The sequence below is a fragment of the Streptomyces lunaelactis genome (assembly GCF_003054555.1).
Taxonomy (GTDB): Bacteria; Actinomycetota; Actinomycetes; order Streptomycetales; family Streptomycetaceae; genus Streptomyces; species Streptomyces lunaelactis.
Genome location: NZ_CP026304.1, coordinates 4,965,264 through 4,984,329, shown reverse-complemented (window position 1 = coordinate 4,984,329; position 19,066 = coordinate 4,965,264). Strand labels below are relative to the sequence as shown.

Sequence of the window (19,066 nt, the reverse complement as noted above, 5' to 3'; positions counted from 1 at the left end):
CCGCGCTCGCCGGAAGGGCAGCAGCGGCAGTGGCCCGCCGTGCGCTGATGCTGGTGGTGCTCCTCGCAGTGGTCTTCGCCGCCGTCGAAGTACTGCCGGGCGACGCGGCATCGGCATCCTCCGAGCGGGGTGACAGCGCGGCCGACGTGGCCGCCCGACGTCATCTGCTGGGGCTGGACCGGCCGCTGTGGGAACGGTTCTGGGACTGGATGACCGCACTGCCCACCGGAGACCTCGGCACGTCGGCCCGCGGCCAGAACGTCACCGAGCTGCTGGCCGACCCCTTCCCCAACACCCTGCTGCTGGGGGCGAGTGCGTTCGTGATCACGGTCGTCCTGTCACTGGCTCTCGGCTGCTGGGCGGCGGCCCGCCCCGGACGGCTCGTCGACCGGATCGTCGGACACACGGCCACCGCGGCATTCGCCGTACCCGAGTTCGTCATTTCCGTCCTGCTGCTGCTCGTACTGTCGCTGTGGACAGGCTGGCTGCCCGCCGTCACCGTCACCGGCGCCGACGGCTCCCCGGCGACCTGGACGATGCTGATCATGCCGGTCCTCGCCCTGGTCGTCCCGCAGACCGGTTGGAACACACGGATCGTGCGCGGAGCCCTTGCCGACCAGGCCGCAACGCCCCACGTCGAAGCCGCCTATCTGGACGGGCTGCCCACCCTCCAGGTTCTCCTGCGACACGCCCTGCCCGGAGCCGTCCCGACCATCGCCACCGGCATCGCCACCTCGACCGGCATGCTCCTGGGAGGCGCCGTGGTGGTGGAAACCCTCTTCAACTACCCCGGCATCGGCAGTGTCCTGGCCGGCGCCGTCGCCGCCCGCGACACCCCGCTCATCGCCGGCGTCGTCATCTGCGCCGGCGCCGTCATCAGCCTCATTCTGCTGGCCGCGGACCTCATCCGCGCCCGCGCCCTGGGAGCCCGCGCATGAGCGCCACCACCGCGGCCCGCAAACGGTCGCCCGCATCTGCCCGCGCAAAAGCCCTGCCTCGCATCGCCCCTGGTGTCCTGCTGGTACTCCTGGCCTTGTGCGGGCCCTTCCTCTCCCCTCACACCATCGACACCCCCGTCACCGGCCCGTATATGGCGCCGGGCGACGGCGCCCCCCTCGGCGGCGACCAGCTGGGCCGCGATGTGCTGAGCCGCCTGCTGCACGGCGGCACCGCCCTGATCGGCAGCGCCTTCCTGGTGGCGGTCGTCGTCACCCTGGTGGCAACACTCCTGGGCTGCATCGCCGTACTGCGCCCCGCCGTCGGCCGGGCCGTCGAGCGGGCTGCCGACGTCGCGATCCTCCTCCCGCCCATCCTCGGAATCATGCTCATCGCCCTGGCCTGGCCCGGCGGCGGACGCTGGGCGGTCGTCTGCGCGGCGATCGTCCTCGGCATCCCGTACGCCGTGCGCATCGTCGCCAGTGCTGCGGCCCCCCTCGCCGCTTCCGGCTACGTCGAAGCAGCCATGGCTCGCGGCGAGAGCCTGACCTACATCGCGCTGCGCGAGCTGCTGCCCAATCTCCGCGCCACCGTCCTGGCCCTGTTCGGCCTGCGGTTCGTCGAAGCCACCTACGTCATCTCGATGGCCGGCTTCCTTCAGATCGGCCCGCAGCCGCCGGACCCCGACTGGTCCCTGATGGTCCGCGAGAACGCCCCCGGCATTCTGCTCAACCCCTGGGCGGTCGTGGCCCCGAGCCTCGCCATCGCCCTCCTCGCGATCACCGTCAACCTCGCCTCCACGGCCCTGGCCCCCCAATTCGTCCGCAGGACGGTGACCACCTCATGAGCGACACCGCACATCACGACACACGAGCCGTCCCGGCCGACCAGACCTCGCAGCAGGACCCGTCGTCGCCCGTCGCCACGGTCACCGATCTCAAGATCACCCTCCCGGATGGGCCCGTCCTGCTGCAGACCGTCTCCGCCGCCTTCCACGCAGGCCGTGTCACCGCCCTCACCGGCGCTTCCGGATCCGGCAAGACGACCCTGCTGCGCGCCCTGATCGGCCACATCCCGCCCGGTGCCGCCATCTCCGGTGGAACACTCGAAGTCCTTGGGCACCACACCCCCACGCTCGCCCCCGAGCAGTTGCGGAATCTGCGCCGCTCACGTATCGCCTTCGTTGGGCAGGATCCCGGATCGGCGCTCAATCCACGGATGAAGGTCCGTCAGCTCGTGGCCGAAGTGGCCCGCGACCGCAGCGACGCAAACGTCCTGGGCCTCCTGCGCGAATGCCGACTCCCCGTCGACGACGGACTCCCCGAGCGACGTCCCACCGCCCTCTCCGGAGGGCAGCAACGCCGCGTCGCTTTTGCCCGCGCGCTTGCCCGCACGCCCGACGTTCTTCTTCTGGACGAACCCACCGCAGGGCTCGACGCAGCCCTTCGTGACGAGATCGCCACTTTGCTGCGTGACCTGGCGGCCACACGGGGCCTCGCAGTCGTCATGGCCACCCACGACCCTCACCTCGTCCGGTCTTACGCCGACGACGTCATCCAGCTGGCCTCCCCGGCATTCCGGAGCCTTCCCGTCCAGAAGGCCCCAACTCCCGCAACCCGCCCGATTCCGGCCACGCGCGAAACCGAGCGGAACGGGCTCGCGGCACGCTCCGTCAGCGTCGCGTTCCGTCACCGCGGCGGCAGCCACCTGGCCCTCGACGCCGTCGACTTCACCGCTCCCGCCGGGTCCGCCACCGCCATCGTCGGCCCCTCAGGTTCGGGGAAGACCACACTCCTGCGGGTCCTCGCCGGACTGCACCCCCCGGAAACCGGCCACCTGACGCTCGACGGACGGTCACTGGCGCACACAGCGCGCCGGCGCACACGAGAAGACCAGCGCCGCATCCAGTTCGTCCCACAGAACCCGCTGGCCGCCCTCAACCCCTCACACACCGTCGCGGCCGCCCTGGCCAGGCCCCTGCGCCTGCACGCCGGCCTTCCCCGGACCGACATACCCGGCCGGATCGCCGAGCTGCTCAAGCAGGTAGAACTTCCGGGCGACTTCGCCGGGCGCTACCCGGCAGAGCTCTCCGGCGGTCAGCGTCAGCGCGTCTCCATTGCCCGCGCTCTGGCCGCCGCGCCCGACGTCCTGCTCTGCGACGAGATCACATCCGCCCTCGACCCGGCCACGGCCACCGCGGTCATGGACCTTCTCACCCGGCTGCGGACCGAGCACGCCATGACGATCGCGATGGTCTCCCACGAACTCCACCTGATCGCCGCCTACACAGACACCGTGCACATCCTGGACGCCGGCCAGATGCGGGAGCACGGCTCCACCACGACCCTGATGCCTGCCTACTCACGGGGCCCGGAGGGCCGCCGAGCAACGTCGTGAATCAGTCTCGACGACGCGGCGGCGGTGTGCCGGAGACGGACCCTGGGGATCAGTGGGTTTGGTCGCCGGCGATCCACTCCGCCAGGGCGAGCAGCGTGGACTCCGTGCTGTCGGCCATATGGTCGCGCAGCGAAAGGACGTCCTCGCGGGTGTCGCCCAGGACCGGATCGGTGCGCAGCAGCCGCCAGGATTGCTGGACGATGCTGCCCCTGCCCTGCTCGCGGAAGTGCCAGTCCCAGCGCACGATGCCGTGGTCGGCTCCGCCGACGACGAAGGCGAACGCGCCGCCCGGATCGGCCCGTACCACCTCGGAGTGGGTGACCCATTCGCGCCCGTCCCGGCGGTTGCGGCCGCTGAACCAGGAGCTGACCCACGGACCGTCGCCCGGTGCGTAGCTCACCTCGCTGGCGCTCGGGCTCCACGTCTCGATCAGTGACACGTCGCTGATGAGGCGGTAGACGGAGTCCGGCGTTGTGTCGACCCAGCACCGCCGGGTGAAGGTGAAGGAAGTCAGGTCGAGCCCGGCGAGGGGGTGTTGTGGGTTGGGGGTGGTGGTGCTCATGGATTCTCCCGGAAGCGATGAAGAGGAATGCGGCCCATCCTGGAGACCGGGGCCGAGGTGAGCCAGACCCTGCGGATCCCTACCCCAGCGGGGTCAGGCGCGGATCGTCGGCGGTACGCATACTCGGCACCATGAACAAGCACGGGCACCTCGCCGACTTCCTCCAGGCACGCCGGGGCCAGCTGCGGCCCGAGGACGTCGGGCTGCGGACCTACGGTGAGCGGCGCCGGGTGCCGGGGCTGCGGCGGGAGGAGCTCGCGATGCTCGCAGGCATCAGCGCGCCCTACTACACCCGCCTGGAGCAGGGCCAGTCACGCAACGCCTCGCGCGAGGTGCTCGACGCCATAGCGAGCGCCCTGCAACTGGATGAGTCCGAGCGAGCCCATCTGCACGCCCTGGCCCGTGCACCGAAACGGGGCAGACCCGCGGGCCGGCCGCGTGCCGAACGCATCGCCCCGGCAACCAGCGCGTTGCTGGCCGCCCTCGAGTCCACACCCGCCATCGTCATTGGCCGCCGCAGCGACGTCCTGGCCTGGAACCGGCCAGGACACGGGCTGTTCGCAGGCCATCTCGATCCGGGCAGCCCCAACGACCCGGGCCAACGGCCGAACATGGCCAGGCTGATGTTCCTTGACGCGCACACCCGCGACCTGTACACCGACTGGCCCGCCAAGGCCAGGGCCGTGGTGGGCAACCTGCGCCTGACGGCCGGCCGATACCCGGACGATCCACTACTGGCCGGACTGATCGGCGAACTGACCATGCGCAGTCCGGAGTTCGCCACGATGTGGGCCGATCACCGGATCCTGGCCTGCGATGTCGCCGACTACGAAATGCGCCACCCCCTGGTCGGGACACTGACAGTCACCCAGCAGACGCTACAGAGCCCGCAAGGAAGCGGACCGTCCCTGGTGGTGGCTACAGCCGACCCCGGCTCCCCGTTCGCGACAGCCCTGAACCTTCTCGCCCACGCCACCGCACCGCAGGAAGCGACCCAGCCGCGCCACGTCGCCGAAACCCACACCACCTGACCCGAGCCCCTCCGCCGGCCGAGGGCGCCCGCGGCGTGCGTATCCGCCGCGGGCGTCCCGCCGCCGGGCTGCCCCCTGCCGCCTGCCGCCTGCCGCCTGCGCGCTCGCATGCCCGCCCGCCGGCGGCAAGATCGCGACCTCCCCCCTGATGCGCCCCTCGACCACGGCGCCGCACCGCGGCTGCCGCATGCCCGAAAACAGTGAAGGAATCATGTCCAAGCGAAGCATCAAGATGACCATGTCGGCCGTTCTGGTGGCCGCAGCCGCCCTCACGGCGACTGCTCCGGCCAACGCGACGCCCGCCAGAGGACCCCTGGCAGACGTGCGGGTCGCCACCCACTTCGACCTCTCCACGGGCCAGATGCCGGAGAACATCACCCTGCTCCCCGACGGCACGGCAGCCGTCACCTTCGCCGCCGGCCGCCAGGTGGCCCGCGTCACCCCCCGGGGCACAACGCGCATCCTGGCAACGCTGCCCGCACCCGCCGACGGCGGAGTCAACACACCCGTCCTCGGCTTCCCCCTGGCCACCGGCATCGTCCACACCCCGGACGGCACCGTGTACGTGCTGTACGCGACCGGCACGGCCGACCTGACGGGACTGTGGCGGTTGCGCCCCGGGCAGGCCCCGCAGCGCATCGCCGCACTGCCCGCAGGCGGCCTGCCCAACGGGCTGGCACTGGACAGGCACAGCAAGCAGCTCTACATCACCGACTCGGTGCTCGGCACCGTATGGACCGTCCCCGTCACCGGCGGCACACCCACCGCATGGTCCACCGCTCCCGAACTCGCCTCGACCGGCTTCCTCGGAGCCAACGGCGCGAAAGTACGCGACGGCGCGCTGTGGGTGACCAACCTCGACCAGGGCACCCTCCTGCGCATTGCGATCCGCTCCGGAAACCGTGCCGGAGCGCCGCAGGTCAAGGCATCGGGCATGGTCGGTATCGACGATTTCGCCTTCACCGGCCGCGGTGACGAGATCCTCGCCGCTCTCAACGCCCCCAACACGGTCGTGCGCATCCGCCCCGACGGCACCAGCACCACCGTTCTGGACGCCACCGACGGACTTCAGAACCCCACCTCCGTCGCGCTGCGCGGCAATGACGTCTACGTGCTCAGCGCCGCCTACACCACAGCCACTGACCCCAATCTGCTGCGCGCGCCTGCGCGGCCACCGGTAGGACCCGGCCCTGCACGATACGAATACAGGAGCACACACCATGAGTGACATGACTCTCGGCGACGTCGAGGTGGCCCGGGTCGAGGAGATGCACGGATCGGTCGGCATGACCCCGGAGGTCTTCTTCCCGGGCTCGCCGAAGCAGGACTGGGACGAACACCGGTCCGTACTCGTCCCGGACTTCCTCAACGACGAGACCGGGATCTGCGAGGTCGCCGTGCAGACGTGGGTGCTGCGCAGCGAGGGCAAGACCGTCTTGATCGACACCGGGGTCGGCAATCACAAGGAACGCCCCTACGCGCCGTCCTGGGGCCACCTGGAGCTGGACTTCCTCGGCAATCTCGAGCGGGCCGGCGTGCGCCCTGACGACGTCGATGTTGTGGTCAACACCCATCTGCACGTCGACCACGTCGGTTGGAACACCCGGTTGGAGGGCCAGTCCTGGGCGCCGACCTTCCGCAACGCCACGTACCTGATGCCCAAAGCCGACTTCGAGTTCTGGAACCCGGCCAACAACCCGAAGATCGCCGGCGGGGTCAACCAGAACGTCTTCGAGGACAGCGTCGCGCCCGTACATGCCGCCGGCCAGGTCCTGCTCTGGGAATCGAGCCACCAGATCGACGCCAACCTGCGTCTGCAGGCCGCACCCGGCCACACACCGGGATCGAGCGTCGTGATGCTGGCCTCCGGCTCCGAGCGCGCGGTCTTCGCCGGCGACCTGATGCACTCCCCCTTCCAGGTCATGCAGCCGGACCACAACAGCTGCTTCTGCGAGGACGCACAAGCCGCCCGCAAGACCCGCCAGGAGATTCTCGGCTGGGCCGCTGACACCAACGCGCTTGTCCTGCCCGCCCATTTCGCGGGACACGGCGCGCTGGAGGTGGAACGCAGCGGGGGCTCGTTCGGCATCAAGCGGTGGGCCCCGCTCGGCCGACTCTGACATCCGGTTGGTCCACAACCGCGGCCCCGGGGCCGTGCCCCGGGGCCGCGGGCGACAACGCGCCGACACGCCGACAACAACGCACTCGTGATCCCCGCGCACCCGGGCTGTCACGGCACCGCAGAAATGGTGCGCGACGGAAGCAAGTTCGCGATTAGGCGCTGGGCCCCCTTCGCCCCGTACCCCAACCAGGGCTGAGGCCCGCAGAGAGGCACGACTGTGAACCCCGACACCGACCCCATCGTGACGACCGCTCAGGGAGCGGTCCGTGGCCTGCGCCAGGACGGAATCACCGCCTTCCTGAACATCCCCTACGCCGCCCCTCCCCTCGACGCCGGCCGTTTCGCGCCGCCGCAGCCGCAGCCGCACGAGTCCTGGGACGGAGTACGGGACGCCACCGTGCCGGGACCCAACGCGCCGCAGTCCGAGCGCAAGCTCGGCAGCGTGGACATGTCCCCCTACTTCGGCGCCGGTTGGAAGCACGGGGAGGACTACCTCACCGTCAGCGTCTGGACGCCTGCCGCCGTGGGCGGCGACCTGCCCGTCATGGTGTTCGCCCACGGCGGCGGATTCGTCGCGGGATCGACGCGGTCCGCGATGTACGACGGCTCCGGCTTCGCCCGCGACGGCGTCGTCCTCGTCACCCTGAACTACCGGCTCGGCATCGCGGGATTCCTCGACATCCCCGGAGCGCCCGTCAATCGCGGCCTGCTCGACGTCGTCGCCGCGCTGCGCTGGGTGCGGGAGAACATCGCCGCCTTCGGCGGTGATCCGCGCAACGTCACGCTCTTCGGCCAGTCGGCCGGGGCAACCATTGTCGGCGGCGTGCTCGCCACCCCCGAGGCCACGGGCCTCTTCCGCCGGGCGATCGTCCAAAGCGGCAGCGGACTGGGGGCGTTCACGACCGAGCAGGCCGCCCGCGTCACCAAGGCCGCAGCCGCGGCGCTGGGCATCGATCCCCATGTCGACGCCTTCGCGGACATCGACGACGAGCGCCTGGTCGAGGCCGCCAACCGGCTCGCGGGCATTGACCTGCAGACCGAGACGCACAGCGACCCGCTGATCGGACTCAGCCCCTTCAGCCTGGTCCTCGACACCCAGCCCGCCGAATCCGTCTCCGCCGGCCTCAGCGCCGACGTCGACCTGCTCATCGGGACCAACACCGAGGAGGGAAACCTCTACCTGGCACCCGTGGGCAACTACTCCACCTCGACCGCAGCCGACGTCGACGCGGCGGCGGCCCGCTCGCACCCGAATCCGGCGCAGCTCGTCGAGACGTACCGGAAGGCACGCCCCGAGGCGTCCTGCGGTGAGCTGCGGTCCGCCATCATGGGCGACGCCGCGTTCGGCGCGGGCAGCTGGGCACTGGCCAGCGCCCATGCCGCCCACCCCCAGTCCGCCACCTTCGGCTACGAGTTCGCCTGGCGCTCCCCTGCCCTGAACGGAGAGCTCGGCGCCACCCACGCGATAGAGCTCCCCTTCGTCTTCGACCTCGCGCATCTCCCCCAGCTGCACGGACCCAACGGCCTGCTCGGCCTCGACAAGCCTCCCGCGGATCTCGCCGCCCGAGTGCACGAGACGTGGGTGCGGTTCGCCAGGACCGGTAACCCCGGCTGGGACCCGTACGACAGCGAGCGCCGGGCCACGATGCGCATCGACGCAGAGTGGACCCAGGTCGACGACCCCCGCGGCCAGGAACGACAGGCCTGGAGGACCCGGCCCACGCATCGTTCCGCACACCCCTTCAAGGACACACCATGACCAGCACGTGCGGCGGTTACCGACACGAGTGATCAAGTTCGAGACCTCGTTCGGACCCCGGGGTTAAAGATCAAGTCAGCCCTTGACGCAGATGACCTGCTTCAGCTTCGCGACGACCTCCACCAGGTCCCGCTGCTGGTCGATGACCTTCTCGATCGGCTTGTACGCCCCCGGGATCTCATCCACGACGCCGGAGTCCTTACGGCACTCCACACCCCGCGTCTGCTCCGCCAGGTCCTTCGTCGAGAACCGCCGCTTCGCCGCGGTACGGCTCATCTTCCGACCCGCGCCGTGCGACGCCGAGTTGAAGGACTTGGTGTTCCCCAGACCCTTCACGATGTACGAGCCGGTGCCCATCGACCCCGGGATGATCCCGAACTCCCCGCTGCCTGCCCGGATCGCTCCCTTGCGGGTGACCAGCAGGTCCATGCCCTCGTACCGCTCCTCCGCCACATAGTTGTGATGGCAGGAGAGAACCGGCTCGAAGGTCACCTTCGCCTTCTTGAACTCCCGCCGGACCACGTCCTGGAAGAGCCCCATCATGATCGCGCGGTTGTACTTCGCATACTCCTGCGCCCAGAAGAGATCATTCCGGTACGCCTCCATCTGCGGGGTATCCGCGATGAAGACTGCCAGGTCACGGTCCACAAGACCCTGGTTGTGCGGCAGCTTCTGCGCCTGGCCGATGTGGAAGTCGGCGAGCTCCTTGCCGATGTTCCGCGAACCCGAGTGCAGCATCAGCCAGGCCGACCCCGACTCGTCCAGACAGAATTCGACGAAGTGGTTTCCCGATCCGAGCGTTCCCATCTGCCTGGTGGCACGTTCCTGACGGAATTTGACCGCTTCCGCGATCCCGTCGAACCGGCTCCAGAAGTCGTCCCACCCCGCCGCCGGAAGCCCGTGCACCCGGCTCGGGTCCACCGGGTCGTCGTGCATCCCGCGGCCGACCGGGATCGCCTGCTCGATCTTCGAGCGGAGCCGGGAAAGATCACCGGGCAGGTCGTTCGCGGTGAGCGAGGTCTTCACCGCCGACATGCCGCAGCCGATGTCGACGCCGACGGCCGCCGGGCAGACCGCCCCGCGCATCGCGATCACCGAGCCGACCGTCGCGCCCTTGCCGTAGTGGACGTCCGGCATCACGGCAAGACCCTTGATCCACGGCAGGGTGGCAACGTTCCGCAGTTGCTGCATCGCCCCGTCCTCGACCGTCGAAGGGTCGGTCCACATCCGGATCGGGACCTTCGCGCCCGGCACCTCTACATACGACATAACTCCTCAATTCCCCCAAAAAAGCCCAAAGCGCAAAAGGCGGCACCAAGATCAGTAAAAGACTCGGCGGACCGGCATCCACCGCAGCTCGTGCGATAGACATTGTGTCCATCGGCCGTCATCGGGCGGCAACCGCTTTTCCTCTCGAAGGGAGCCTGGGACCGTGCAACGAAAGGCGTACGTACCCGGCCTCGCGGCGCTCCTCGTGGCGTTCGTCGCCGGCTGCACCGCCGACACCGCCACCGACGGCTCCGCCACCGACTCCAAGGCAGGCGGCGCCAAGTCCTCCGCCGCGGCCCCCGGCAAGTACCGCACGCTCCGCGAGCCCTGCGGATCGGTCGAGCGCTCCACTCTGAAGGATCTGCTGCCCGGCGCCACCGAGCTGCCCGAGGATCAGCGGCAGCAGGTGTACCGCGGTACGGCCTCGGTCACCTACGACACCGACCGCCGCGTCGGCTGCCGCTGGAAGGCCGACGCCCCGGACGCCTCGCACCGCCTCACCGTCGACTTCGAGCGGGTCGTCTCGTACGACACCGCGGTGAGCGACGACGACCGGGCGCAGGAGGTCTTCGCCAAGAAGCAGGCCGCTGCCGCGCTGCCGGTCCCCGCCGACCCGAGGGACGAGAAGGGGCAGGAGTCCTCCACCGGCACCCCGTCCCCGACGACGGCCACGACGCCGAAGACCCCGACGACCCCGACGACCCCGACGACGGATCCGTCCACCCCGTCGGGCACAGAGACCCCGTCGGGCACCGCCACCGGCACTCCCGACGGGCTCGAGCCGCGCGTGCTCGACGGCCTCGGTGACGGCGCCTTCATCGATGACGTCCTCGCCGGCGCCGGGACCGGTTCCACCGCCCGGCACCGCACCGTGAGCGTGGTCTTCCGCACATCGAACGTGATCGTGACCATCGTCTACGCCGAGCAGCCCGCCCTCACCACAGGGGTCCCGGACAGCAAGGAACTGCAGGAAAAGGCACAGAGTCTGGCCCGCAAGCTCGTCGAGCAGGTCAGCGGTTGAGCCGCGACTGAGCCGTTCCGCGCACCCGCGTACGTATACGGAGTCATACCCCCGGACGGGCCAGGTCCGCGTACCGTGGCCTCGCCGACCGGACCGGACGACAATCGACCCACTGAAGGAACCATGCACCGTTCAGCCCCGCGACTCACCCGCATACTCGCCTGCGCAGCCGTCCCGGTGATGCTCGTCGTCGCCGGCTGCTCGTCGGACTCCGACTCCGGCAGCAAGAAGGACTCGGGCTCGTCCTCCGCCGCCTCCCCGGACGCGAAGACGTCGCCGACCGTCGCTGCGGCAAGGTTCGCCAAGCTCTCCGACCCCTGCAAGTCGATCTCCGCGAAGACGATCGCGAAGCTGGTGCCTCAGACGAAGGTCAAGGCGGGCACGGCCGGCAAGTCCACTGACGTCGCCAACCGCCGCTCGTGCTCCTGGAACGGTCTGGACGACAACGGTGTGAAGGGCTCGCAGTACCGCTGGCTCGATGTCTCCTTCCTGCGGTACGACTCCGAGTCGTCCCTCGGCGTCAGCGGCGAGCAGCGTGCCAAGGACAACTACGCCAAGGAGATCGCCAAGGCGAAGGCGACGGAGGGCGCCAAGAGCGTCCGGACCTCGCCCGCGACGGGCGTCGGTGAGGCTGGTACGGCCATCGCCTACAACCTGGTGAAGACCGGCGAGGACTTCACGTACGCGACCATCGTGTCGCGCACCGGCAATGTCGTGGTCACGCTCACCTACAACGGCACCGGCTACGCGGGCGCGAAGTCCCCGGCCTCCGCCGACCTGATGAAGGGCGCCGTCGCGGCGGCGAAGGAGGCGGTGGCCTCGGTCGCCGTCGCCAACAAGTAGGGCCGTCGCCGGCACGTAGCCTCACCAACGCTTTCACCAAGGCTCAGGTTCGGTAACACCTGGGTTCCGAACCCGGCACGGAGGTTCGCCGGCACGTAGGTTCAGGACTCGGCACGTAGGTTCTGACCCCAGCCTGTTGACGGAGCCCGCCGCTGCCCGGGGCCCGCCGCTGCCCGGACCAACGCCCGGACCGACGCGGGAATGCCGCCCGGAGGGACGGCCTCCGCAAGCATGTGCCAGGCTGTGGCCGCTGGATTCGAAAACGGGAGGGGATCGCGGGTGGCCGCGATGCAGCTGACACGCACGCACCGCATACTCATCGGGGTCGTGGTCGCAGGCGCGGTGATCATCGCCGCGATCGGCTTCGCGGGCTCGTACGCCGCTGTGCGCGAGCTTGCCGAGCGCAAGGGCTTCGGCGACTTCTCCCTCGTCTTCCCGATCGGCATCGACGCGGGCATCTGCGTCCTGCTCGCCCTCGACCTGCTCCTGACCTGGCTGCGCATCCCCTTCCCGCTGCTGCGCCAGACCGCATGGCTCCTCACCGTGGCCACGATCGCCTTCAACGGCGCCGCCTCCTGGCCCGACCCGCTCGGCGTCGGCATGCACGCCGTCATCCCGGTCCTGTTCGTCGTCTCCGTCGAAGCGGCCCGGCACGCCGTGGGCCGGATCGCCGACATCACGGCCGACAAGCACATGGAAGGCGTCCGTCTCACCCGCTGGCTCCTCTCCCCCATCCCCACCTTCATGCTGTGGCGCCGGATGAAGCTGTGGGAGCTGCGCAGTTACGAGCAGGTCATCAAGCTCGAACAGGACCGGCTGATCTACCAGGCCCGCCTCCAGGCGCGCTTCGGCCGCGGCTGGAAACGCAAAGCCCCCATCGAATCCCTCATGCCCCTGCGCCTGTCCAAATACGGCGTACCCCTCACCGACACCGCCCCCGCCGGACTCGCCGCAGCAGGCATCGAACCCATGCTCCTGCCACCGACGCCGGCACCGGCATCGCATCCGGAGCTGACGCGGGCACAGACCCCGGGCCAGGCACAGACCCCGGGCCAGCAGCAGGGCCTGGGCCAGGCGCCGGTGGCGCAGGAATGGCCCCAGGAGCAGGAGCAGTACCAGGAGTACGACGAGTACCAGCAGTACCAGGAGTACGAAGCGCAGCAGAGCGCGCAGCAGTACGCGGAACAGCAGCCGCAGCAGGCTGAGGACGGCGCACCCCACCAGAATCCCTGGTTCGCGGCTCCGCAGGTGCCCCAGGAGGCGCACGAGACCGCCTTCAACCCGACGTACGTCGAGGACCTGGAGCCCACCCCGGTACGCGTCCCGGCCGGACCGGGCCGCACCCGCCCCCTCGGCGGGACCGTCCCGGGCCAACGCGCCGACGCCCAGGCCCAGTACGCCGAGCCCGGCGCGCAGCGGGAGCTGCCCGTCGAGGAGCTCCTCGACGCGGAGGCCGAGGAGCTGCCGGCCACCGGCCTGCCCGACGATCTGACCCGCGAGGAGGCGTACTTCAACGCCTTCCGCAAGTACGTCAGCGAGCACGGCGACTTCCCCAACGCCCGCCAGTTCGGCCTCTATCTGATGGACCTCTACGGCATCACGGGGCGCACGGGCGGCCCGCTGAGCGAGAGCTCACTCAGGGGTTATCTGCGGGACTTCCGGTACCGGTACCAGACGGAACTGGACGCGGACGCCGAGCACATCGCGTAGTCGGGGCGGCGGGACGTCCGGCAACGCCGAGGGCCGCTCAGCACCAGCAACGCCGGAGGGCCCTCACCCGACAACTCGGATGAGGGCCCTCCGTACAACTCCGTACAGCTTTCGTACAACCGCGGTGGCTACGCCCCGAGCAGCTTGCGCACCCGGTCCGCCCCCACCGCCAGCAGCAGCGTCGGCAGCCGCGGCCCCGTCTCCCTGCTCACCAGCAGCCGGTACAGCAGCGCGAAGAACGTCCGCTGGGCCACCTTCAGCTCCGGCGTCGGCTTGGCGTCAGGCTCCAGGCCCGCCATCACCTTCGGTACGCCGTAGACCAGCGTCGTCAGACCGTCCAGCGACCAGTGCGTGTCCAGCCCCTCCATGAGCAGCCGCAGCGACTCGCGCCCCTGGCCGTCCAGCGAGCCGAGCAGCTCGGTGTCCGGCTCCTCGCGGACCAGTGTGCGCTGGTCGGCCGGGACCTGGGTGGTGATCCAGTTCTCGGCGCGGTCCAGCCGGGGCCGGGCCTCGTCGAGCGAGTTCAGCGGGTTCGCCGGGTCCAGTTCGCTCAGGATCCGCAGCGTCTGCTCCTCGGCGCCCGCCGTGATGTCGACGACCGAGGCGAGCGTCCGGTACGGCAACGGGCGTGGCGTACGCGGCAGTTCACCCGCGGCGGTCCGCGCCGCCCGCGAGTAGGCCGCGGCGTCGGCCGGCAGCACCGACCCGTCCGCGACCTTGGACTCCAGCTTGTCCCACTCGTCGTACAGCCGCTGGATCTCCTGGTCGAAGGCGATCTTGAACGACTGGTTCGGCCGGCGCCGCGCGTACAGCCAGCGCAGCAGCGGCGCCTCCATGATCTTCAGCGCGTCGGCCGGCGTCGGCACGCCACCGCGCGAGGAGGACATCTTGGCCATGCCGCTGATGCCGACGAACGCGTACATCGGACCGATCGGCTGCACGCCGTCGAAGATCTCGCGCACGATCTGCCCGCCGACGACGAACGACGACCCCGGCGAGGAGTGGTCGACACCGCTCGGCTCGAAGATCACGCCCTCGTACGCCCAGCGCATCGGCCAGTCGACCTTCCAGACCAGCTTGCCGCGGTTGAACTCGCTCAGCCGCACGGTCTCACCGAAGCCGCACGCCGTGCAGACATAGGCCAGCTCGGTCGTGCCGTCGTCGTACGAGGTGACGGTGGTGAGGTCCTTCCCGCACTGCCCGCAGTACGGCTTGTACGGGAAGTAGCCCGCGGTGCCGCCGCTGCCGTCGTCCTCGGCGGCCGCGCCGGAACCCTCCGCGGCCTCCAGCTCGGCCTCTTCGACCGGCTTCTGCGACTTCTGCGGCTTCGCGGGAGCCTTCTTCGTCCGGTACTGGTCCAGGATCGCGTCGATCTTGGCCCGGTTCCTCATCGCGTGCAGGACCTGCTCGCGGTACACGCCCGTCGTGTACTGCTCGGTCTGGCTGATGCCGTCGTACTCGACACCCAGCTCGGCCAGCGCGTCGACCATCGCGGCCTTGAAGTGCGCCGCCCAGTCCGGGTACGCCGACCCGGCGGGCGCCGGCACCGAGGTCAGCGGCTTGCCGATGTACTCGCCCCAGGAGTCGTCCACGCCCTCGACCCCGGCCGGCACCTTGCGGTACCGGTCGTAGTCGTCCCAGGAGATCAGATGCCGGACCTCGTACCCCCGCCGCCGGATCTCGTCCGCGACCAGGTGCGGGGTCATCACCTCACGGAGATTGCCCAGGTGGATCGGTCCTGAGGGGGAGAGCCCGGACGCGACGACTACCGGTTTGCCAGGCGCACGTCGCTCCGACTCGGCGATGACCTCGTCCGCGAAACGGGAGACCCAGTCGGTCTCGGTGCTGCTCTGAGCCACGATCGGCACGTCCTCGTCCTTGATGCCCGGGTTACTCGGGTTGTTTCGGTTGCCTGGGATGCAAACCATTCTCCCAGACGGGAGGCACCCCTCCGGGGTTGCCCGCTCCGCCGCCATTCTCGCGGGAAATGGCTTGCCGCTCCATGGGATACTTGACAACCGTCCGGACACCCCCCGACACCCACGACTCCCTCGACAGGAACGGAAGCTCATGGCCTCGGTCCCTTCCCTCGCTTCGACCGTGCAGCAGCGCCTCGCGGACGCCTTCTCGGCAACTCTGCCGGAGGCCGGATCCGCCGACCCGCTGCTGCGACGAAGCGACCGGGCCGACTTCCAGGCCAACGGCATCCTGGCGCTCGCCAAGAAGCTGAAGGGCAACCCGCGCGAGCTCGCGGCCAAGGTCGTCGAGGCGATCGGGCCCAATGACGTGCTGAAGGAGATCGAGGTCTCGGGCCCCGGCTTCCTCAACATCACGCTCACCGACGAGGCGATCGTGAAGACCCTCGCCGCACGCGCCGCCGACGACCGGCTCGGCGTCCCGTTCGCCGAGAACCCGGGCACCACGGTCATCGACTACGCCCAGCCGAACGTGGCCAAGGAGATGCACGTCGGCCACCTCCGCTCCGCCGTGATCGGCGCCGCGATGGTCGAGATCCTGGAGTTCACCGGCGAGCAGGTGGTCCGGCGCCACCACATCGGCGACTGGGGCACCCAGTACGGCATGCTCATCCAGTACCTGATCGAGCACCCCCACGAGCTGGACCACGAGGGCGGCGAGGTCTCCGGCGAGGAGGCCATGTCGTCCCTGGACCGCATCTACAAGGCCTCCCGCGCGGTCTTCGACTCCGACGAGGAGTTCAAGGCCCGCGCCCGGGACCGGGTGGTGGCCCTCCAGTCCGGAGACCCCGAGACGCGCGCCCTCTGGCAGCGGTTCGTCGACGAGTCGAAGATCTACTTCTACTCGGTCTTCAACAAGCTCGACATGGAGATCCGCGACCCCGACATCGTCGGCGAGTCCGGCTACAACGACATGCTCGAGGAGACCTGCCGTCTCCTCGAGGAGTCGGGCGTGGCGGTGCGCTCGGAGGGCGCGCTCTGTGTCTTCTTCGACGATGTGAAGGGACCGGACGGCAACCCGACCCCGCTCATCGTCAAGAAGAGCAACGGCGGCTACGGCTATGCGGCCACCGACCTCTCCGCGATCCGCGACCGGGTGCAGAACCTCAAGGCGAACACGCTGATCTACGTCGTGGACGCCCGCCAGTCCCTGCACTTCAAGATGGTCTTCGAGACGGCACGCAGGGCGGGCTGGCTGAACGACGAGGTCAAGGCCGTACAGCTGGCATTCGGCACGGTGCTGGGCAAGGACGGCAAGCCGTTCAAGACCCGTGCGGGTGAGACGGTGCGGCTGGTGGACCTGCTGGACGAGGCGATCGAGCGGGCGACGGCGGTCGTGCGCGAGAAGAACAACGAGAAGGTCGCCCTCAGCGAGCAGGAGATCGTCGAGAACGGCGTCCAGATCGGGATCGGCGCGGTGAAGTATGCCGACTTGTCGACGTCCGCGGCCCGGGACTACAAGTTCGACCTGGACCAGATGGTCTCGCTGAACGGCGACACGTCCGTGTACCTCCAGTACGCGTACGCCCGTATCCAGTCGATCCTGCGGCTGCGCGGCGAGGCACAGCCCGTCGCACACCCGGAGCTCGAACTGACCTCGGCAGAGCGTGCGTTGGGCCTGCACGTGGACCGGTTCGGCGAAACGCTGACGGACGTCGCCTCGACGTACGAGCCGCACAAGCTGGCCGCGTACCTGTACCAGTTGGCGTCGCTCTTCACGACGTTCTACGCCGAGTGCCCGGTCCTCAAGGCGGACACCCCGGCCCAGGTCGAGAACCGGCTGCTCCTGTGCGACATCACCGCCCGCACGCTCCACCAGGGCATGGCGCTCCTCGGCATCCGCACCCCTGATCGCCTTTGAGGGCCGAGCGCCTCTGACCCCCTACTGGCCGGACCGGGCGACCCACTCGCCCTTGTCCGGCCAGTACCCGTACTCGGTCCGGCCCTCGATCGCGCTCGTACGGAACGGCTCGCCGCCGTCGTCGACACGCACTGTGCCGCGCCGGTCGCCGCTGCTCCAGTCGAGCTCCAGGTACCAGCTGATGTCGTGGCCCTCGGTGTGGACGTCGAGGTTGAGCACCTGCGGATCGTTGGACGCGACCTTGTACGGGAAGTCCTTGGCGGGCACGACGGTGTCGCCGTTCTGCCCCGCCACGGGCTTCACCAGCGGGTGCGCGGCGTCCAGGTCGACGTCGAAGGTCTGCGGGGTGACACCGCTGCCGCAGCCGTCCCCCATCGAGTACGCCTTCCAGTCGAGGGGTGCGTTGCGCCCCACGACCCGTACGTGAACGGCGTTCAGCACCACCGAGTCCGCGCTCTTGCCGGTCGCGGTCAGCTGGAGCTGCATATGGCCGCCGTCCACCCCGCCCAGCGCGCGGGCCCAGCCGCGGTTGTCCTGCGGTGCGGGCGGCGGCGGGACGGCGTCCGGCTCCTGGTCGAGCAGGTAGTACTGGCCGCAGGGCGAGTCCCAGTTGTACGAACTGATGCCGACGCGCAGGGGGACGCCGACGGTCGCCGGAGGTGTGGCCGCGCGGCTCGGGGACGGTGAGGCCGACGGACTCCCGCTCGGCGACACGCTCGGGGCAGCGCTGCCGCTCGGGGAGGCGCTGGGGGTCCGGGGCGACGCGGCGGTGCCGGGCGGGGCACTGGCCCCGGCGACGGGCTTGCCCTTTCCGTCCGGGTCCTGCGTGGCGGCGTGGCTCGCGATGAAGGCGGCCGGTACGGCGAGGGCGACGACGGCGCCTGCCGCGAGGGCGATGCGCAGCCGCTTGGGGTTGCGGGTGCGGGCCGCGAGGACGGTCTCGGCCTCGGGCACCGCTTCCGGCTCGGCCGGCGCCTGTACGGTGCCCGTCACCGCAACCGGAGCCACCGTCCCCGGAACCACGCCAGAGGCCGCCGGAGGAACCGCCGCCGCCTCGGGAACAGTCTCCGGCGCCGCGCCCTCGGCCCGTGCCCGGCGCCGGGCACCGTCCGCCAGGATCCAGCGCCGGTGCAGCTCCACGTGCTCGTCCGGCGTCGCCGCGCACAGCCGGGCGAGCCGCTCCACGGGCGCGTACTCGGTGGGGACGGCGTCGCCGTTGCAGTACCGGTGGAGCGTGGACGTACTGACATGGAGTTTGCCCGCCAGCACCCCGTAGCTGCGTCCCGAGCGGTCCTTCAGTTCCCTGAGCAGGGCCGCGAACTCCTCGGCCTCTGGCGTCGCCACTGCCGTCTTCCCCCTCGTAAGCCCTGCTGAGCTGCCTCGTAAGCCCTGCTGAGCTGCGTCCACTGTCCCGGAATGCCGTTCCAGGGACGGGACATCCCCCCAGGTCACAGTACGCGCAAGCATTCCAGCATCCCCAATGGTCCGGCGGCCGTTGCGGCCGGAATCCGCCGCCGCGCAGGCTGTGATCAATGCGAATCCGAAGCCGAATCAGCAGCAGCGTGACCGATGCCGTGGC

15 protein-coding genes are annotated in these 19,066 nt (G+C 69.9%); 11 read left to right on the top strand and 4 right to left on the bottom strand.

Annotation, left to right across the window (positions count from 1 at the left end; all coding sequences use genetic code 11):
• Positions 1-47: 47 nt before the first annotated feature.
• Genes SLUN_RS22980 through SLUN_RS22970 form a run of 3 tightly spaced genes read left to right on the top strand, consistent with a single transcriptional unit; the run spans position 48 to position 3,333 of the window.
• A complete protein-coding gene (locus tag SLUN_RS22980; RefSeq protein ID WP_108154888.1) occupies positions 48-938 on the top strand; it encodes an ABC transporter permease in 891 nt (296 codons plus the stop codon).
• A complete protein-coding gene (locus SLUN_RS22975; protein ID WP_108151212.1) occupies positions 935-1,783 on the top strand; it encodes an ABC transporter permease in 849 nt (282 codons plus the stop codon). Before SLUN_RS22980 ends, SLUN_RS22975 begins: the two co-directional genes overlap by 4 nt.
• Positions 1,780-3,333, top strand: coding sequence for an ABC transporter ATP-binding protein (locus tag SLUN_RS22970; protein WP_108151210.1), 1,554 nt, complete (start codon positions 1,780-1,782; stop codon positions 3,331-3,333). The genes SLUN_RS22975 and SLUN_RS22970 overlap by 4 nt, the downstream gene beginning before the upstream one ends.
• A gap of 49 nt (positions 3,334-3,382) precedes the next feature.
• Here SLUN_RS22970 and SLUN_RS22965 read toward each other — a convergent pair whose 3' ends face one another.
• Positions 3,383-3,895 carry an SRPBCC family protein gene (locus SLUN_RS22965; protein ID WP_108151208.1) on the bottom strand — a complete coding sequence of 171 codons (513 nt, stop codon included), beginning with the start codon at positions 3,893-3,895 and terminating at the stop codon, positions 3,383-3,385.
• A 131-nt stretch (positions 3,896-4,026) separates the two neighbouring features.
• Here SLUN_RS22965 and SLUN_RS22960 point away from each other — a divergent pair, with 131 nt between their 5' ends.
• The 4 genes from SLUN_RS22960 to SLUN_RS22940 all read left to right on the top strand — a co-directional run bounded on the left by SLUN_RS22960 (position 4,027) and on the right by SLUN_RS22940 (position 8,807).
• The gene (locus SLUN_RS22960; RefSeq protein ID WP_108151206.1) at positions 4,027-4,926 is read left to right on the top strand and encodes a helix-turn-helix domain-containing protein; all 900 of its coding nucleotides are present in this window, start codon (positions 4,027-4,029) and stop codon (positions 4,924-4,926) included.
• Positions 4,927-5,137: 211 nt separating this feature from the next.
• Positions 5,138-6,154: an SMP-30/gluconolactonase/LRE family protein gene (locus SLUN_RS22955; RefSeq protein ID WP_108151204.1), complete on the top strand. Its 1,017-nt coding sequence runs from the start codon at positions 5,138-5,140 to the stop codon at positions 6,152-6,154.
• Positions 6,147-7,046, top strand: a complete 900-nt coding sequence (locus tag SLUN_RS22950) for an MBL fold metallo-hydrolase (RefSeq protein ID WP_108151202.1) — start codon at positions 6,147-6,149, stop codon at positions 7,044-7,046. Before SLUN_RS22955 ends, SLUN_RS22950 begins: the two co-directional genes overlap by 8 nt.
• 219 nt (positions 7,047-7,265) lie before the next feature.
• Complete coding sequence (locus SLUN_RS22940) at positions 7,266-8,807, top strand: carboxylesterase/lipase family protein (protein ID WP_108151200.1); 1,542 nt, start codon at positions 7,266-7,268, stop codon at positions 8,805-8,807.
• Between the two features lie 75 nt (positions 8,808-8,882).
• On the opposite strand, the gene SLUN_RS22935 is transcribed toward SLUN_RS22940, so the two are convergent.
• The gene (locus SLUN_RS22935; protein ID WP_108151198.1) at positions 8,883-10,076 is read right to left on the bottom strand and encodes an RtcB family protein; all 1,194 of its coding nucleotides are present in this window, start codon (positions 10,074-10,076) and stop codon (positions 8,883-8,885) included.
• Between the two features lie 163 nt (positions 10,077-10,239).
• On the opposite strand from SLUN_RS22935, the gene SLUN_RS22930 reads away from it, so the two are divergent.
• The 3 genes from SLUN_RS22930 (at position 10,240) to SLUN_RS22920 (ending at position 13,650) form a co-directional block, all read left to right on the top strand.
• A complete protein-coding gene (locus tag SLUN_RS22930; RefSeq protein WP_108151196.1) occupies positions 10,240-11,097 on the top strand; it encodes a hypothetical protein in 858 nt (285 codons plus the stop codon).
• 123 nt (positions 11,098-11,220) lie between these two features.
• Positions 11,221-11,940, top strand: coding sequence for a DUF3558 family protein (locus SLUN_RS22925; RefSeq protein WP_108151194.1), 720 nt, complete (start codon positions 11,221-11,223; stop codon positions 11,938-11,940).
• A 279-nt stretch (positions 11,941-12,219) separates the two neighbouring features.
• Complete coding sequence (locus tag SLUN_RS22920) at positions 12,220-13,650, top strand: DUF2637 domain-containing protein (protein WP_108151192.1); 1,431 nt, start codon at positions 12,220-12,222, stop codon at positions 13,648-13,650.
• A 128-nt stretch (positions 13,651-13,778) separates the two neighbouring features.
• On the opposite strand, the gene lysS is transcribed toward SLUN_RS22920, so the two are convergent.
• Positions 13,779-15,518 (bottom strand): lysine--tRNA ligase, encoded by a 1,740-nt coding sequence (lysS, locus tag SLUN_RS22915; RefSeq protein ID WP_108151190.1) that lies wholly within the window; start codon positions 15,516-15,518, stop codon positions 13,779-13,781.
• 202 nt (positions 15,519-15,720) lie between these two features.
• Between lysS and argS the strand changes: the two genes are divergently transcribed.
• The gene (gene argS, locus SLUN_RS22910) at positions 15,721-17,487 is read left to right on the top strand and encodes an arginine--tRNA ligase (protein WP_108151188.1); all 1,767 of its coding nucleotides are present in this window, start codon (positions 15,721-15,723) and stop codon (positions 17,485-17,487) included.
• A 21-nt stretch (positions 17,488-17,508) separates the two neighbouring features.
• Here argS and SLUN_RS22905 read toward each other — a convergent pair whose 3' ends face one another.
• On the bottom strand, positions 17,509-18,831 hold the full coding sequence (locus SLUN_RS22905; RefSeq protein WP_175313373.1) for a helix-turn-helix domain-containing protein: 1,323 nt from the start codon (positions 18,829-18,831) through the stop codon (positions 17,509-17,511).
• Positions 18,832-19,066: the final 235 nt, after the last annotated feature.

What these genes read in the sequence shown, in the direction of transcription:
- argS (WP_108151188.1), top strand. Translation starts at nt 15,721, where the DNA reads ATGGCCTCGGTCCCTTCCCTCGCTTCGACCGTGCAGCAGCGCCTCGCG.
- SLUN_RS22925 (WP_108151194.1), top strand. Translation starts at nt 11,221, where the DNA reads ATGCACCGTTCAGCCCCGCGACTCACCCGCATACTCGCCTGCGCAGCC.
- SLUN_RS22975 (WP_108151212.1), top strand. Translation starts at nt 935, where the DNA reads ATGAGCGCCACCACCGCGGCCCGCAAACGGTCGCCCGCATCTGCCCGC.
- SLUN_RS22960 (WP_108151206.1), top strand. Translation starts at nt 4,027, where the DNA reads ATGAACAAGCACGGGCACCTCGCCGACTTCCTCCAGGCACGCCGGGGC.
- SLUN_RS22970 (WP_108151210.1), top strand. Translation starts at nt 1,780, where the DNA reads ATGAGCGACACCGCACATCACGACACACGAGCCGTCCCGGCCGACCAG.
- SLUN_RS22955 (WP_108151204.1), top strand. Translation starts at nt 5,138, where the DNA reads ATGTCCAAGCGAAGCATCAAGATGACCATGTCGGCCGTTCTGGTGGCC.
- SLUN_RS22935 (WP_108151198.1), bottom strand. Translation starts at nt 10,076, where the DNA reads ATGTCGTATGTAGAGGTGCCGGGCGCGAAGGTCCCGATCCGGATGTGG.
- SLUN_RS22965 (WP_108151208.1), bottom strand. Translation starts at nt 3,895, where the DNA reads ATGAGCACCACCACCCCCAACCCACAACACCCCCTCGCCGGGCTCGAC.
- SLUN_RS22980 (WP_108154888.1), top strand. Translation starts at nt 48, where the DNA reads ATGCTGGTGGTGCTCCTCGCAGTGGTCTTCGCCGCCGTCGAAGTACTG.
- SLUN_RS22950 (WP_108151202.1), top strand. Translation starts at nt 6,147, where the DNA reads ATGAGTGACATGACTCTCGGCGACGTCGAGGTGGCCCGGGTCGAGGAG.